This window comes from Curtobacterium sp. 9128 (assembly GCF_900086645.1).
Classification (GTDB): Bacteria; Actinomycetota; Actinomycetes; order Actinomycetales; family Microbacteriaceae; genus Curtobacterium.
In genome coordinates, this window is sequence record NZ_LT576451.1 from 333,527 (window position 1) to 349,992 (window position 16,466).

The window sequence follows — 16,466 nt, forward strand, 5'->3', positions numbered from 1 at the left end:
CGGCGGGCCCTCAGCAGCGCTCGAACACGTACGCCGGCTTCGACACGGGCACCAGGTCCCGGTCGCGCAGGATCGTCATCGTCGGGCGGTCGTCGAGGTCGCAGACGGACGACCACGACCGGCCGATGTTGTCCGAGTACTCGATGTCGATGACCCGCGCGCCGTAGGTCTTCGTGTACGCGGCGCACTCCCGGTACTTCACGCACTCCTCGGCGACGACGAAGTCGAACCCGGTGTCACGCTTGCCGGAGGCCCCGAGCTGCGGGGTGTTCTTCTGCCCGGCGGCGAGCCCGTGCGCATGTGCGACGTCGACGAGCGCCGAGGCCAGCGCGAGGTTCCCCGACCGGGTCAGCGCACCGTGCGACCGCGTCCACGAGTCGAGGTTGTCGAACTCGACGGCGTCGAACCCGCGGTCGCTGCACCGGGCGATCGACTTCGTCAGCACCGACACGATCGAGTCGCGCGCGGCGGCCGTCCTGGTGTCGAGGAACATCTCGTCCGGCCACCCCGGGTCGGACACCGGATCGCCGTCCTCGTCCCGCAGCAGGGCGTCGGCGTGCGACCGCTTCCACATCGACGCGTCCTCCGGCTGGGTCTGGAACCCGTTGACGTAGCAGACGTTGTACTTGCCGGACGCGGGGTGCGCGGTGCTGTCGCGCTCGACGATCGTCACGTCCTCCGCTGGCCGGTACGCGCCACCGAGCTGGTAGTCGGGGACGCCCGAGGTCGGCAGGTTCGTGTAGTCGTGACCCCCGGATGCCGGAGACGAAGCAGTCGCGCAACCGGACACGAGCAGGGTCCCCACGACGACGGCACCGATGAACAGGGTCCGTGACAGCATGCACGGATCATCCCACGAGCGGGTTTCGGGTCCACCCGCTATGATGGGTCGTACTCGAGGCGCCGATCGCCTCGTGCGTCGTACGGACGCCCCCGAAACCTCCCGGTCGAACTCGACCGATGCGTATCACGCACCACCGCTCCCCCGGAACCCGTCCGGGTCGGAACACCGGTGCCAGGCTCTCTGCTGCGGCGACAGTGCCCGCACCGCCGCGCCCACTCCCGAGCACCAGCTCCCGAGCGAGCACCGGCACGCGGACATGCTCCCGCCCGCGCGCTGATCCGAGCGCGCACCACGGCCGGCAACGGCCCGAAAGGTCACCATGACCAACCTCACTGCTGACGTCCGCTTCGCCGATCTCGGCGTCCCGACCCCGATGGTCGACGTGCTCGTCGCCCAGGGCAAGGAGACCGCCTTCCCGATCCAGGTGGACACCCTCCCCGACTCCCTCAACGGCAAGGACGTGCTCGGTCGTGGCCGCACCGGCTCCGGCAAGACGATCGCCTTCGCGATCCCCCTCGCCGCACGCCTCGCCGCCAACCCGCGCAAGCGCCGCGCCGGCCGCCCCCGCGCCCTCGTCCTCGCCCCGACGCGTGAGCTCGCGACGCAGATCGACGCGACGCTCGCCCCGCTCGCCAAGGCGATGGGCCTGAACACGACGACGATCTTCGGCGGCGTCTCGCAGGGCCGTCAGGTCGACGCGCTCCGCGGTGGCGTCGACGTCGTCGTCGCCTGCCCCGGTCGCCTCGCCGACCTGATGCAGCAGGGCCACGTGTCGCTCGACGCGATCGAGGTCACCGTCCTCGACGAGGCCGACCACATGGCAGACATGGGCTTCCTGCCCGGCGTGACGAAGATCATGCAGGCGACGCCCGAGCAGGGACAGCGCCTGCTGTTCTCCGCCACGCTCGACAACGGCGTGGACAAGCTCGTCAAGAAGTTCCTGCACAACCCGGTCATGCACTCCGTCGATGACGAGTCCAGCCCCGTCGAGGCGATGACCCACCACGTGTTCGAGGTCGCCGACGCCGACGCGAAGAAGGACCTCGTCCGGACCCTCGCCTCCGGCACCGGTCGCCGCATCCTCTTCATGCGCACGAAGCACCACGCCAAGCGCCTCGCGAAGCAGCTCTCGTCGCAGGGCATCCCCGCGGTCGACCTGCAGGGCAACCTGTCGCAGGGCGCCCGTGAGCGGAACCTCGCGAAGTTCTCCGCCGGCGAGGCCCTCGTCCTCGTCGCCACCGACGTCGCCGCCCGCGGTGTGCACGTCGACAACGTCGAGCTCGTCGTGCACGTCGACCCGCCGACCGAGCACAAGGCGTACCTGCACCGCTCGGGCCGTACCGCTCGTGCCGGTTCGTCCGGTGACGTCGTCACGGTCGTCATGCCGGCAGAGCGTCGCGACGTCGCGCAGATGATGCGCAAGGCCGCGATCACCGCCAAGCCGCAGCAGGTCAGCGCGAACTCCGCGCCGGTCACCGAGCTCGTCGGTGAGATCGCCCCGATCCGCCACGTGGCCGAGGCCCCGGTCCAGCAGCAGCAGCCGCGTCGCCAGCAGTCCGCCTCGTCCGAGTCCGCCGGTCAGGGTCGCGGTCGCGGCCGTGGTCGCGGCGGTCGGACGGGAGGCTCGGCCCCGGCCGCGCAGTCCGGCTCGGCTCCCAGCAGCTCGGGTGGACGTCGTGGCGGCCGTTCCGCGGACGCCGCGTCCGCTGGTCGCGGCGGTCGTTCCGCCGACACCGCGTCGGCGGGTGGGCAGCGCCGCGGCGGCGGGAGCCGTCGTGCGTCGAGCGACACCGTCCGCGGTGGCTCGGCTCCGGTCTGGTCGTCGGACGGTGGCTACGCTGCCGGTCGCTCGGGTTCGGAGTCCGGCGGCAACCGTCGCGGCGGTTCGCGTCGGGCCTCGCGTCCGGCCGGCTCCGCGCGCTGACGCCAAGGGGGACAACCTCAACGCTCCCTGCGAGCGGATGTCCCGTCAGGTGTAGCTTCTGGGTCACCGGAAGGCACGCAAGTGTCACCCGGTTGACCTGTCCACCGACGGAAGGAGCCGCCTATGGCTGGCATCGATGACATCAAGAACGCTGCCGAGAAGGCAGCCGGCAAGGCCAAGGAAGCCGTCGGGAACGTGACGGACAACGACCGTCTCAAGGCCGAAGGCCAGACCGACCAGGCGAAGGCCTCGGCGAAGCAGGGCGCGACCGACGTCAAGGACGCCGCGCACGGCGTTGCCGACAGCTTCAAGGACAACAAGTAAGACCCAAGTCGGTCGCACAGACCGCACTGCGAAGCCCCCGGATCCCATACGGATCGCGGGGGCTTCGTCGTGCTCGGGGCGCGTTACAGGAGCGCGCCGACGGAGGCGAGCCCAGCACGCATGAGGGCGCCGCGACCGCCTTCCATCTCGTCCGACACCGCAGCCGACGCGGCTTCCATCGGGCTCATCCACGTCAGCTCGAGGGCGTCCTGACGCGGCTCGCACGTGCCGGTGACGGGGACGACGTACGCCAGGGAGATCGCGTGCTGGCGCTCGTCGGTGTACACCGAGGCGCCGGGCAGCGGGAAGTACTCCGCCACGGTGAACGGCGCCGGGTTCGACGGCAACTGCGGGAACGCCATCGGCCCGAGGTCCTTCTCGAGGTGACGGAACAGCGCGGTGCGGATCGACTCGCCGAACATCACGCGCCCGGACACCAGGGTGCGGGCGATCGAACCGCTCGGGGCGACGCGGAGCAGCACGCCGACCTCGGTCACGACACCGAGGCCGTCGGTGCGGACGGGGATCGCCTCGACGTAGCAGATCGGCAGGCGACGGCGGACCGTCGCGAGCTCCTCGTCGGACAGCCAGCCGGAGTCGGGGTCAGGGGTGCGCAACGAGGCCATGCACCGTGTCTACCAGGGACCGGGGCGAAGCACGTGCAAGACCACGGGGTTGGGGATGGTTGATGCGTCAACTATTGTCGGCAGCATGATCGACCACAGCGCCGTCCAGTGGACCCGTCCGGCCGGCGAACGCGCCGGCACGCCCCTGCTCGTCCTGCTGCACGGGGTGGGGTCGAACGAGCGGGACCTCCTCGGGCTCGCACCCGCGCTGCCACCGACGTGGACGATCGCGTCGCTGCGGGCACCGATGGCATGGGGGCCCGGCCACAGCTGGTACCCGCTCGGCACGCCTGGGTCGCCCGCGCTCGAGCCCGTCGACGCCGCGGTGGACGGCGTCCTCGACTGGATCGACGCCGTCGCGGCCGACCACCCGCGGATCGGCCTGCTCGGGTTCTCGCAGGGCGGGTCGATGGCGCTGCAGCTCCTGCGCGCACGGCCGGCTGGCTTCGCGTTCGCCGTGTCGTTGTCCGGGTTCGTGGTGCCCGGTGTCACGGACTCCCGTGACGAGGCCCTCGCGGCGGTGCGCCCGCGGGTCTTCCTCGGGCACGGCGACCTCGATCCGGTCATCCCCGGCGAGGCCACCGCGCGCACGGCCGCCTGGGCAGCCGCGAACACCGACGTGACCGACCGAACCTACGAGGGCCTGCCCCACGCGGTGTCGGCGGCGGAACTGGCGGACGTGGCCGCCTTCATCGGTTCCTGACCCGCGCACGAACGCGATCGAGGGGACCACAGACGGACGGGAGGCCCGGTGCCAGCTGGCACCGGGCCTCCCGTCCCTGTGGTGTTGCGACGCTAGTCGGCGAGGATCTGCAGGAGGTCCTTGCGGAGCTGGTCGACCTTGGCCGCTGCGGCCTTGGTCTGCTCCTCCGTCGCGCTGGTGCGGTACATGTGCAGCACGCCCATCGTCTTGCGGAGCGACTCCATGAACTCGCGCTGCGCGTCCGGGACGCCGGGCGTGGACTCCCACGCCGCGGCGATCTCGTCGGCCTTCGCCTCTGCCTCGGCCTTGCCGGCGTCGGTGAGCTCGAAGAGCGTCTTGCGGCCGTCACCCGTCGAGACGACGAGGTCCTCGTCGACGAGCTGCTGGAGCGTCGGGTAGACCGAGCCGGGGCTCGGCTTCCAGGCGCCGCCGGTGCGCTCGGCGATCGTCTTGATGATCGCGTAGCCGTTCTGCGGGCCCTCGGCCAGCAGGCCGAGGATCGCGAGGCGGACGTCGCCGCGGCGGCGACGCTCACGGCCGAAGCCGGGGCCGCCGAAGCCCATCCCGGGACCCATGCCCGGGCCGAAGCCCATGCCGGGACCGAACCCGCCACGGCCGAAGCCGCCGCGTCCACCGTGGTCACCGCGGTCGCGGCCGGGGAAGCCGGCGCCGTGGTGCTGCCGCGCGCCGCCGAAGCGGGGGCCGCGCGGTCCGAAGCCGCGCTGCTGGCGGCCGTTGTCGTTGTCGTCGTAGTCATCCATGGTGCGCATGAGTGACTCCTTCCTGTGTTCGTGTTCGAAGTTGTCTCGCGTTTCCGAACTGTTCCGTTCGTATCGCGATGTGTTAACGATAGATCGGTAACTATCGCTCTGTCAAGCACTTCTGCTCGTTGGGTCGGTTGTCGGGGGTCGCGGGCAGGATGGGACGGACCATGACGGACGTGCTCGAGCGCTTCTCCCCCGCGACCGCGGAGTGGTTCCGTGGCGCGTTCTCCGCCCCCACCGCGGCGCAGTCCGGCGCGTGGGACGCGATCTCGACCGGTCGGCACGCGCTGGTGGTGGCGCCGACCGGGTCCGGCAAGACGCTGGCGTCCTTCCTGTGGTCGATCGACCGACTGATCAGCTCGACGGAGCACCCGCCGGCCAAGCAGCGCACGCGGGTGCTCTACGTCTCCCCGCTGAAGGCCCTGGGTGTCGACGTGGAACGGAACCTCCGCAGTCCGCTCGTCGGCATCACGCAGACCGCTCGCCGCCTGGGGCTCGAACCACCGGACGTCACGGTGGGCGTGCGGAGCGGGGACACCCCGTCGTCCGATCGGCAGAAGCTCCTGCGGCAGCCGCCGGACATCCTCATCACGACGCCGGAGTCGCTGTACCTGATGCTGACGTCGCAGGCGCGCGAGACCCTGGTGAACGTCGACACCGTCATCGTCGACGAGGTCCACGCCGTCGCCTCCACCAAGCGCGGGGCGCACCTCGCGGTGTCCCTCGAACGGCTCGACGACCTGCTCGACAAGCCGGTGCAGCGGATCGGCCTGTCGGCCACGGTGCGCCCGGCCGAAGAGGTCGCGCGGTTCCTCGGCGGACGCGCTCCGGTGGAGATCATCGCGCCGCCCGCGCAGAAGACGTTCGACCTGCGGGTGGTCGTGCCCGTCGACGACATGTCCGAGCTCGGGGCGCCCCCGGTCGGGGCTGACGCGTCGGACGCCCCGACGAACGGATCGATCTGGCCGCACGTCGAAGAACGCGTGGTCGACCTGATCGAGGAACACCGGTCGACGATCGTGTTCGCGAACTCCCGGCGGCTCGCCGAGCGGTTGACCGCGCGGCTCAACGAGATCCACGAGGAACGGGTGCTCGGTGCATCTGCCGACGACGCTGCGCTCGTGGCCGCTGGGGCTCCTCGGCCACAGTCACCGGCCCGAGCCTCGGCGCACGCGCCGGTCGCCCAGCCGAAGCGTCCGCCCGCCCAGGTGATCGGTCAGTCCGGGCAGACCGACGGCGGCGGATCCGACCCGTCGGTGCCCGTCCTGGCACGCGCGCACCACGGTTCCGTGTCCAAGGACCAGCGCGCCATCATCGAGGACGACCTGAAGTCCGGACGACTCCGGTGCGTGGTCGCCACCAGCTCACTCGAACTCGGCATCGACATGGGCGAGGTCGACCTCGTCGTCCAGGTCGAGGCACCGCCATCGGTCGCCAGCGGACTGCAGCGCGTCGGTCGAGCCGGGCACCAGGTGGGCGAGATCTCCCGAGGGGTGCTGTTCCCGAAGCACCGGGCGGACCTCGTGCACAGCGCGGTCACGGTCGAGCGCATGGTGTCGGGGCAGATCGAGTCGATCTCCGTGCCCGCGAACCCGCTCGACGTCCTCGCGCAGCACACCGTCGCGGCCGGGTCCGTCGACACCCTCGACGTCGAGCACTGGTTCGAGCTCATCCGGCGGAGCGCGCCGTTCAGCGGGCTGCCGCGCTCGGCGTTCGAAGCCACGCTCGACCTCATCACCGGCCGGTACCCGAGCGACGAGTTCGCCGAGCTCCGCCCGCGCCTGGTGTGGGACCGGGTGCACGGCACGCTGACCGGTCGGCCAGGTGCCCAGCGACTCGCGGTGACGAGCGGCGGCACCATCCCGGACCGCGGCATGTTCGGCGTGTTCATGGTCGGGGAGCGGGCGTCCCGCGTCGGCGAGCTCGACGAGGAGATGGTCTACGAGTCCCGCGTCGGGGACGTCTTCGCACTCGGGGCCACGAGCTGGCGCATCGAGGAGATCACGCACGACCGGGTGATCGTCAGCCCGGCGTTCGGGCAGCCGGGGCGGGTCCCGTTCTGGAAGGGCGACGGTATCGGCCGACCAGCCGAGCTCGGACGGGCGACCGGCGCCTTCATCCGAGAGGTCGAGGGCGCTTCCGACGCCGACGCCCGCGCCCGCGTCGCCGCCGGTGGGCTCGACGAGCGCGCGATCACCAACCTGCTGACGTTCCTCCGCGAACAGCGCGAGACCACCGGGCACGTTCCGAACGACACCACGCTCGTCGTCGAGCGGTTCCGTGACGAACTCGGCGACTGGCGGCTCATCCTGCACTCGCCGTACGGCATGCAGGTGCACGCCCCGTGGGCCCTGGCCGTCGCAGCACGCCTCCGCGAACGCCACGGCATCGACGGCGACGCGATGGCGGCGGACGACGGCATCGTCGTGCGGATCCCCGAGACGGACGCCGAACCGCCGGGCGCGGACCTGTTCGTCTTCGAGCGGGACGACCTCGAAGCGCTCGTCACCGACGAGGTCGGCGGGTCTGCGCTGTTCGCCGCGCGCTTCCGCGAGTGTGCTGCACGTGCGCTGCTGCTCCCGCGCCGCAACCCGGGCCAGCGTTCGCCGCTGTGGCAGCAACGGCAGCGGGCATCGCAGCTGCTCGAGGTCGCACAGAAGTACCCGTCGTTCCCGATCGTGCTCGAGACCGTGCGCGAAGTCCTGCAGGACGTCTACGACGTGCCGTCCTTGCTCGGCATCGCGGACGAGATCGCCCGCCGGAAGATCCGCCTGGTCGAGAGCGAGACCGAGCAGCCGTCGCCCTTCGCCCGCTCACTGCTGTTCGGGTACGTCGCTGCCTTCATGTACGAGGGCGACACCCCGCTCGCCGAGCGTCGTGCGGCGGCCCTGTCGCTCGACTCGACACTGCTCGGGGAGCTGCTCGGGCGGGCCGAGCTCCGCGAGCTCCTCGACCCGGCCGTCATCGCGTCGACCGAGCAGGACCTGCAGCGGCTCTCCCCCGACCGTCGAGCACGCGACGCCGAGGGGCTGGTGGACGTGCTCCGACTCGTGGGCGCGCTCGACCTCGACGAGGCGGTGGACCGGAGCTGGGTCGCTTCCGCGGAGGACCGCGACGCGGCTCGGGCGACCGTCCGGACGACGCTCGAATCGCTCGAACGCGATCGTCGCGTGCTGTCGTTCTCACACGCGGGGTCCACACGCTGGGCCGTCATCGAGGACGCCGCCCGGCTCCGCGACGCCCTCGGCGTCCCGTTGCCCATCGGCGTCCCCACCGCGTTCATCGAGCCCGTGGCCGATCCCCTCGGTGACCTCGTCGGCCGGTACGCCCGGTCGCACGGCCCCTTCGCCGCGCAGGACGCCGCGACGCGCCTCGGGCTCGGCGTCGCCGTCGTCCAGGACACCCTGCGTCGGCTCGTCGCGGACCGGCGACTGGTGGAGGGCGAGTTCCGCCCGGACCGTCAGGGAGCCGAGTGGTGCGACGCCGAGGTCCTGCGGCGCATCCGCACGCGGTCGCTCGCGGCGCTCCGGCACGAGGTCGAGCCGGTCTCCCCGGACACCCTCGGTCGGTTCCTGCCCGCGTGGCAGCACGTCCAGACACCAGGCGTCCGCGGGGGCCTTCGCGGGATCGACGGTGTGCTGCAGGTCGTCGACCAGCTCGCCGGGGTCGCCCTGCCCGCCAGTGCCTGGGAATCGCTCGTGCTCCCCGCCCGCGTGTCCGACTACGCCCCGAGCATGCTGGACGAGCTCACCGCCACGGGAGAGGTCCTGTGGTCCGGCGGCGGGACCCTGCCGGGGAACGACGGCTGGGTCCGCCTCCACCTCGCCGACACGGCACCGACCACCCTCGCCGAGCCGGCTGGTGACGAGACGACCGAACTGCAGCGCGACGTGCTCGGCGCCCTCGCTGGCGGTGGCGCGTACTTCTTCCGGCAGCTCGGGCAGGCCGTCGGCAGCACCGACGACCAGGCGCTCACGACCGCGCTGTGGGACCTCGTGTGGGCCGGGCAGATCACGAACGACACGTTCGCCCCGCTCCGCGCGATGCTCGGCGGCAAGGCCCGGTCGAGTACAGCGCCGCGGACCAGGGCGTACCGCGGGCGTCGGCGTCCGACGATGCCGTCGCAGTCTGGGCCGCCCAGTGTCGGCGGCCGGTGGTCGCTCCTGCCCCTGGCCGAGGCGGACGCGACCGTGCGGGCAGCGGCGACCGCGGAGCAGCTGCTCGAACGGTACGGCGTCGTGACCCGCGGCGCCGTGCAGGTCGAGGGCGTCCGCGGCGGGTTCGCCGGCGTGTACCGGGTGCTCTCGCGCTTCGAGGAGTCGGGTCGTGCACGGCGCGGGTACTTCATCGAGGGGCTCGGGGCGGCGCAGTTCGCGACGAGCCCGACCGTCGACCGGCTCCGCACGTTCGCCAGGGACCTCGACGACGACGAACGCGCGAACCCGGACCGCGCACGGACGGCCCTGGTGCTGGCAGCCACCGACCCCGCGAACCCGTACGGGGCGGCGCTGCCGTGGCCGACCGAAGCGGATCCCGACGACGGATCCGTCGCGACGACGGCCGAGCCGAAGTCCCGCGGGCACCGCCCCGGTCGCAAGGCGGGTGCGCTCGTCGCGCTCATCGACGGGGAACTCGCGGTCTACGTCGAGCGCGGCGGCAAGTCCGTGCTGACCTTCACCGAGGACCCGGCCGACCTCGCCGCAGCTGCCACCGCCGTCGCGGGCGCGGTGCGGAGCGGTCTCGGCAAGCTCTCCGTCGAGCGGGTCGACGGCGTCTTCGTGCTCGAGGCCCCGCTCGGCGAGGCACTCCGCGCCGCGGGGTTCACGGCGACACCGCAGGGGGTCCGGCTCCGTGCCTGAGGGTGACACCGTCTTCCGTGCCGCCGGTCGACTGCACGCCGCGCTCGCCGGCAAGGTCCTGACGCGCAGTGACTTCCGGGTACCGGCGTTCGCCACGCTCGACCTCGTCGGGCGCACCGTCGACGAGGTAGTCCCGCGCGGGAAGCACATCCTGCACCGCATCGGTGACCTGACCGTGCACTCGCACCTCAAGATGGAGGGGCGGTGGGACGTCTACACCCCCGGCGACCGCTGGCGTCGACCGGCGCACCAGGCCCGGGCGATCCTCGACGCGGACGACGTGTCGACGGTCGGCTTCGCGCTCGGTGTCCTCGAGGTCGTCCCACGCGACCAGGAGTCCGAGATCGTCGGGTACCTCGGACCCGACCTGCTCGGACCCGACTGGGACGCCGGACTCGCGGAGGCGAACCTCACCGCCGATCCGGCACGCCCGGTCGGACTCGCGCTGCTCGACCAGCGCGTGCTCGCGGGGCTCGGCAACGTCTACCGGAACGAGCTCTGCTTCCTCCGCGGGGTGCTGCCGACGCGCCCCGTCGGCGAGGTGCACGACACGGCGCGGATGATCGACCTGGCACGCCGGCTCATCGTGATGAACCGTGACCGCAGCGCGCGGGTGACGACCGGCGTCGATCGGCCGGGGTCGCGGTTCTGGGTGTACAACCGTCGCGGCAAGCCGTGTCTGCGGTGCCGGACGCCGATCCGCGCGGGGGAGCTCGGCGATTCCGAGCTCACCCTGCGCGACACGTACTGGTGCCCGCGCTGCCAGACCTGAGCGGGGTAGGGCGGCGCTGCCGAACCTGAGTCGCGGGGGCCGCCCGAGAACGACAGAGTCGCTGTCGTTGCTTGCGGACGCAACGATCCGAAGGACGCGCACCGGGCGCTGGTCGCGCCCGGCGCCGGACGGGAGGCTCGGTGCCGGACACGAGCCGAGCCTCCCGTCCGGCAGACGCGAACCCGCCCACCCCACCCGACCCAGAACGACAGGCTCGTTGTCGTACGACGACGATCCTGTCGCTCGTTGCGGACGCAACGGTTGCACGCGCGCCCTTGCGACAGGCTCGCTGTCGTACGACAGCGACGCTGTCGCTCATTGCGGACGCAACGGTTGCACGCGCGCCCTTGCGACAGGCTCGGTGCCGGACACGAGCCGAGCCTCCCGTCCGGCAGACGCGAACCCGCCCACCCCACCCGCTCCAGAACGACAGAGTCGCTGTCGCTCGTTGCGGACGCGCGTCAGGCGGACGCGGAGCGGTCGCCGAGCGAGCGGCGACGCAGCGTCGGCTGCAGGACGGCCGGCGGGTTGTACTGCTGGTCGAGGCGACCGACGTCGGTGCCCGGCGGGACGATCGCGTCGATGCGGTCGAGGACCTCGTCCGAGAGCGCCACGTCGGCACCGGCGAGCAGGTCGTCGAGCTGCTCCATCGATCGCGGTCCGATGAGCGCGCTCGTCACACCAGGGTGCGCGATCGCGAACGCCATCGCGAGGTGGGTCATCGGGATGCCGGTCTCCTCGGACAGCGCGACGACCTGCTCGACGGCGTCGATGCGTCGTTCGTCCTGGTTGTGCCGGAACATCCCGACGCGCGCGAGGTCGCTCTCCTGGCCCTTCCGGAAGCGGCCGGTGAGCATGCCCCCGGCGAGCGGACTCCACACCAGGGTGCCCATGCCGTAGCGCTCGGCGGTGGGGAGGACCTCGCGCTCGATGCCGCGGTTGAGGATCGAGTAGGTCGGCTGCTCGGTCCGGAAGCGCTCGAGGCCGCGACGCTCGGACGTCCACTGCGCCTCGACCTGCATCGACGCGGGGAAGTCGGAGCTGCCGATCGCGCGGACCTTGCCGCTCCGGACGAGGTCGGTCAGGGCGGACAGCGTCTCCTCGATGTCGACCGTGTCGTCCGGGCGGTGCGCCTGGTAGAGGTCGATGTGGTCGGTCTGCAGACGGCGGAGCGAGTCCTCGACGGCGCGCATGATCCACCGGCGGGAGTTGCCACGGCGGTTCGGGTCCTCGCCCATCGGACCGTGGAACTTCGTGGCGAGGACGACGTCGTCGCGGCGGCCCTTGAGCGCCTTGCCGACGAGTTCTTCGGAGCCGCCCTGTGAGTAGCGGTCGGCGGTGTCGATGATGTTGATCCCGGCGTCGAGCGCACGGTGGACGATGCGGATGGAGTCCTGCTCGTCGCCGTTGCCGATCCGGCCGTCGGTGCCGAGCATCATCGCGCCGAGTGCGAAGGGGCTGACCTGGATCCCGGTCTTGCCGAGGGTGCGGTACTGCATGGTTCCTCCTGTCGATGGCGTCCGCTGCGTCCGTGCCGTATCGTGGGCCGAACTGGAACGCTCTTCCGGAACTATACGGAACGGCGTTCCGTTTACGCAAGCAGCAAGGAGGACTCTGTGCGCGCCGATGCCCGACGCAACCTCGACGCGTTGACCGACGCCGCGAAGGCCGTCTTCGCGACGGACGGGGTTGACGCACCCGCGAAGGTGATCGCGGACCGCGCGGGAGTCGGCGTCGGCACGCTCTACCGGCACTTCCCGCAGCGTTCCGACCTGGTCGTCGCCGTGTTCCAGCGCGCGGTCGACGCCTGCGCGGACGCCGCCCCCACACTCGCGGCCGAGTACGCACCGGACGAGGCACTCGCCCGGTGGCTCCAGCGGTTCACCGAGTTCGTCGCGACGAAGCGCGGGCTCGCCTCAGCGCTCCACTCCGGAGATCCTGCCTTCGAGGCCCTGCCGGACTACTTCCTCGGGCGCCTCGGCGACGCGCTCACCGGGCTGCTCGACGCCGCCGCGGCAGCCGGCACGATCCGCGCCGACGTCGACGCACGCCAGCTCCTGCACGCCGTCGCGAACCTCTGCCATGGTGCACCGACACCGGAACAGAGCCAACTGATGGTCGGACTCCTGGTGGACGGACTGCGCTACCGCGCGACCGTCTGAGGCCTCAGCGCCCCGGGTGCAGGCGTGACGCGGCGGTCGAGCGCACGGCGTCGGTGACCCGGTCCAGCAGGGGCGAGGCCAGGTTCCAGCGCTGCCACCACAGCGCGACGTCCGCTCGACGCCCCGGGGTGAGTTCCACGAGCGCCCCCTGCGCGAGGGCGTCGAGACACTGGGCCTCCGGCAACAGCCCCCACCCGAAGCCGAGCGTCACGGCCCGTGCGAAGTCCGCCGAGGTCGGCACGAAGTGTCGCGGTGCCCGGGGCGCGTGACCGACGACCCGGCGCAGGAAGCCCTGCTGCAGGTCGTCGTCGTGGTCGTAGTCGACGAGCGGGACGCGATCGAGCCGCTGCAGCATCCGCCGTTCGGTGTCCGCGCCGTCGAGGTACCTCGTGACGAAGTCCGGCGATGCCACGGCGCGGTACCGATCGATCCCGAGCAGGACCGACGAGCATCCCTGGACGGGCTCGGCCTCTGCCGTGACCGCGGCCATCACCGTGCCGGCTCGCAGCAGCTCGGCCGTGCGGTCCTGGTCCTCGCGGTGCAGGTCGAACACGACCTCGGTGTCCGCCCGGACCAGGGCGAGGGCGTCGAGGAACCACGTGCCGAGGGAGTCGGCGTTGACCGCGAGCGGGATCGACGGGATCCCGCCGGCGTCGGCCCCACCGCCGGCGCCGAGGGAACGGGCGGTCTCCTCGTCGAGGAGCCGGACCTGTCTCGCGTGGCGGAGCACCACGGCGCCGTCGGCGGTGGGGACGATCGGCGTCGTGCGCTGCACCAGCACCCGGCCGACGAGCTGCTCCATCGCCTTGATCCGCTGCGACACCGCGGAGGGAGTGATCGCCAGCGCCCGGGCGGCCGCGTCGAAGGTCCCGAGGTCGACCGCGGCAAGCAGCGTCTCGAGGTGGTCGCGGTGGAGGCACAGCATGAGCAGAGCTTATGGTGCATCAGGAACGTGAGCTGTACTACACGACTCCGTGTCCGTACCGTCGACGTGTGACCGCACTCCTCCCCGCTCTCTCCGGCCTCGGTACCGGGCTCGCGCTCATCGTGGCGATCGGTGTGCAGAACACGTACCTGCTCCGGCTCGCCGTGAGTGCTCGACTCCGGGTGGTGGCGGCAGCGGTCGTCGTGTGTGCGGTGTCCGACGCGGTGCTCATCCTCGCGGGGGTGCTCGGCGTGGGCGCGGTGGTCGAGCGGTTCCCGGTGGCGCTCGTCGTGATCCGGTTCGTGGGTGCGGCGTTCCTGCTGACCTACGGCGTGCTGGCCGCGCGTCGGGCGTTGCGGCCGTCCGGGGACGCGATCAGGGTCGGAGCCCCGGACGACGGGGTCCCCGTGGGGTCGGGGTCGGGGTCCGCCGTGATGGCGCCCGCTGATGGACCTCGCGCCCCGGCACATGCGGGCGCGACGGTCGTGGCGGGGTGCGATGCGGTCGCGGACGGGGCGGACGAAGCGGACCAAGCCGGCCGAGCCGGACGAGCCGCACCCACCCTGCGCGCCGCGGTCCTGACCATGCTCGTCTTCACGTGGGCGAACCCGCACGTCTACCTCGACACGCTCGTGTTCCTCGGGTCCGTCGCGAACCAGCAGGGTGTGGACGACCGCTGGTGGTGGACGATCGGTGCCGTCGCCGCGAGCTGCCTGTGGTTCGGGGCGCTCGGGTTCGGCGGGCGGCTGCTGCGCCCGCTCTTCGCGAAGCCGATCACATGGCGCGTGTTCGACGCGGTGGTCGCCCTCGTGATGCTGGCGTTCGGGGTCGCGCTGCTCGTCGGCGCCTGACGCACGCCGGGTCCGCGGCCGTTCGCACAACCAAGAGCAGTCCGTGCCACGGAACGTCGTGGCGCGGACTGCTTCCTGTTGTGCGGGAGCGATCGGCGCCGCGCGCCCGTTCGGGCGCGGCCGCCCTGACGCGACTACTGCAGCCCGCGGCCCACCCGGCTGTGCCGGCGGCTGTACCCGAAGTAGACGATGAACCCGATCGCGAGCCAGATCACGAAGCGCAGCCAGGTCTCGACCTCGAGGTTGAGCATCAGCCAGAAGCACAGCACCGCCGACAGGATCGGCAGCACGGGCGACCACGGCACGCGGAAGGATCGCGGTGCATCCGGCCGCGAGCGACGCAGCACGACGATGCCGATCGACACGAGCACGAACGCGGACAGCGTGCCGATGTTGATCATGCCCTCGAGCTTGTCGACCGCCGTGAACCCGGCGAGTACCGCGACGACGACGCCCGCGACGACCTGCACCCGGACCGGGGTCTGCGTCTTCGGGTTCGTGACCGAGAACCAGCGGGGCAGGAGCCCGTCGCGGCTCATCGAGAACACGATGCGCGACAGGCCGAGGAGCAGCACCATGACCACCGTGGTGAGGCCGATGAGCGACCCGATCGCGATGATGCCGGCGGCCCACGGGAGCCCGACGAGGTCGAACGCGGTGACGAGCGACGGCGAGTCGGCCGATGCGAGCTGCTTGTACGACACCATGCCCGTGATCACGACGCTGACGCCGACGTACAGCAGCGTCACGATGCCGAGCCCGATGAAGATGCCGCGCGGCAGGGTCTTCTGCGGGTTCTCGGTCTCCTCGGCGCTGGTCGCGACGACGTCGAAGCCGATGAACGCGAAGAACACCAGCGACGCCGCGGCGAGCAGCCCGAAGACGCCGTACTGCGCCGGCTCGGAGCCGGTGAACCACGAGACGAGCGACTGGGTCCAGACGCTGCCCTCCTGGCCCTTCGTCGGCTGGGCCGGTGGGATGAACGGGGTGAAGTTGGCCGCCTTGACGAAGAACGCACCGACGACGATGACGAACACGACGATCGCGACCTTGATGATCGTGATGACGGCCGAGACGCGCGACGACAGCCGGGTGCCGAACGCGAGCAGCACGGTGAAGATGCCGACGATCAGGACCGGCCCCCACGTGAAGCCGATCGGCCCGAGTGCGATCGTGCTCGGCAGGTCCACGCCGAACACCTCGAACGCCTGGCTCAGGTAGATGCCCCAGTACTTCGCGATCACGGCGCTGGCGGTCAGCGTCTCGAGGATCAAGTCCCAGCCGACGATCCACGCCAGGAGCTCGCCCATCGTGGCGTAGGTGAACGTGTACGCGGAACCGGCGACGGGGATCGTCGAGGCGAACTCGGCGTAGCACATGATCGCCAGGCCACACGTGACGGCGGCGAGGAGGAACGAGATGATGACGCCGGGTCCGGCGAAGTTCGCCGCGGCGTTCGCGCCGACGGAGAAGATGCCGGCACCGACGGCGACCGCGATGCCCATGGCCGCGATGTCGAAGGTCTTCAACGATCGCTTGAGCGACCGCCCCTGTTCTTCGGAGTCGGCGAGGGAGGCCTCGATCGACTTCGTGCGGAGCTTCGTTGCCATGGGTGGATCCCGTCATCGGCTGGCGGTGGACCCCGGAAGGGTACTGGTGTACCACCCCGGCACGCAAAGCGTGCGTCGGCCTGTTCGGCCTGCTCGGCCTGC

The 16,466-nt window shown here is 71.5% G+C and carries 13 protein-coding genes; 7 read left to right on the forward strand and 6 right to left on the reverse strand.

Going from position 1 to position 16,466, the window contains the following annotated elements; translation table 11 throughout:
* Positions 1–10: 10 nt before the first annotated feature.
* Positions 11–841, reverse strand: a complete 831-nt coding sequence (locus QK288_RS01620) for an endo alpha-1,4 polygalactosaminidase (RefSeq protein ID WP_281266073.1) — start codon at positions 839–841, stop codon at positions 11–13.
* A gap of 322 nt (positions 842–1,163) precedes the next feature.
* Here QK288_RS01620 and QK288_RS01625 point away from each other — a divergent pair, with 322 nt between their 5' ends.
* Both QK288_RS01625 and QK288_RS01630 read left to right on the forward strand, forming a co-directional pair.
* On the forward strand, positions 1,164–2,768 hold the full coding sequence (locus tag QK288_RS01625; protein WP_281266074.1) for a DEAD/DEAH box helicase: 1,605 nt from the start codon (positions 1,164–1,166) through the stop codon (positions 2,766–2,768).
* Positions 2,769–2,891: 123 nt separating this feature from the next.
* Positions 2,892–3,092, forward strand: coding sequence for a CsbD family protein (locus QK288_RS01630; protein WP_111105972.1), 201 nt, complete (start codon positions 2,892–2,894; stop codon positions 3,090–3,092).
* 83 nt (positions 3,093–3,175) lie between these two features.
* Here QK288_RS01630 and QK288_RS01635 read toward each other — a convergent pair whose 3' ends face one another.
* Complete coding sequence (locus tag QK288_RS01635) at positions 3,176–3,718, reverse strand: NUDIX hydrolase family protein (protein ID WP_281266075.1); 543 nt, start codon at positions 3,716–3,718, stop codon at positions 3,176–3,178.
* An 85-nt stretch (positions 3,719–3,803) separates the two neighbouring features.
* Here QK288_RS01635 and QK288_RS01640 point away from each other — a divergent pair, with 85 nt between their 5' ends.
* Positions 3,804–4,421, forward strand: a complete 618-nt coding sequence (locus tag QK288_RS01640; protein ID WP_281266076.1) for an alpha/beta hydrolase-fold protein — start codon at positions 3,804–3,806, stop codon at positions 4,419–4,421.
* A gap of 92 nt (positions 4,422–4,513) precedes the next feature.
* Here QK288_RS01640 and QK288_RS01645 read toward each other — a convergent pair whose 3' ends face one another.
* Entirely contained in the window at positions 4,514–5,191 is a 678-nt protein-coding gene (locus tag QK288_RS01645; protein ID WP_281266077.1) for a PadR family transcriptional regulator, read from the reverse strand.
* Between the two features lie 161 nt (positions 5,192–5,352).
* On the opposite strand from QK288_RS01645, the gene QK288_RS01650 reads away from it, so the two are divergent.
* On the forward strand, positions 5,353–10,044 hold the full coding sequence (locus QK288_RS01650; protein WP_281266078.1) for an ATP-dependent helicase: 4,692 nt from the start codon (positions 5,353–5,355) through the stop codon (positions 10,042–10,044).
* Positions 10,037–10,816, forward strand: coding sequence for a DNA-formamidopyrimidine glycosylase family protein (locus QK288_RS01655; protein ID WP_281266079.1), 780 nt, complete (start codon positions 10,037–10,039; stop codon positions 10,814–10,816). The genes QK288_RS01650 and QK288_RS01655 overlap by 8 nt, the downstream gene beginning before the upstream one ends.
* Before the next feature lie 461 nt (positions 10,817–11,277).
* Here the strand turns inward: QK288_RS01655 and QK288_RS01660 are convergent, their stop codons facing one another.
* Entirely contained in the window at positions 11,278–12,315 is a 1,038-nt protein-coding gene (locus QK288_RS01660) for an aldo/keto reductase (protein ID WP_281266080.1), read from the reverse strand.
* A gap of 117 nt (positions 12,316–12,432) precedes the next feature.
* Here QK288_RS01660 and QK288_RS01665 point away from each other — a divergent pair, with 117 nt between their 5' ends.
* A complete protein-coding gene (locus QK288_RS01665; RefSeq protein ID WP_281266081.1) occupies positions 12,433–12,978 on the forward strand; it encodes a TetR/AcrR family transcriptional regulator in 546 nt (181 codons plus the stop codon).
* Positions 12,979–12,982: 4 nt separating this feature from the next.
* Here the strand turns inward: QK288_RS01665 and QK288_RS01670 are convergent, their stop codons facing one another.
* Positions 12,983–13,903, reverse strand: a complete 921-nt coding sequence (locus tag QK288_RS01670) for a LysR family transcriptional regulator ArgP (RefSeq protein ID WP_281266082.1) — start codon at positions 13,901–13,903, stop codon at positions 12,983–12,985.
* A gap of 68 nt (positions 13,904–13,971) precedes the next feature.
* Between QK288_RS01670 and QK288_RS01675 the strand changes: the two genes are divergently transcribed.
* Complete coding sequence (locus QK288_RS01675; RefSeq protein WP_281266083.1) at positions 13,972–14,754, forward strand: LysE family transporter; 783 nt, start codon at positions 13,972–13,974, stop codon at positions 14,752–14,754.
* A gap of 134 nt (positions 14,755–14,888) precedes the next feature.
* Here the strand turns inward: QK288_RS01675 and QK288_RS01680 are convergent, their stop codons facing one another.
* Positions 14,889–16,364 (reverse strand): amino acid permease, encoded by a 1,476-nt coding sequence (locus tag QK288_RS01680; protein WP_281266084.1) that lies wholly within the window; start codon positions 16,362–16,364, stop codon positions 14,889–14,891.
* Between the last annotated feature and the right edge of the window lie 102 nt (positions 16,365–16,466).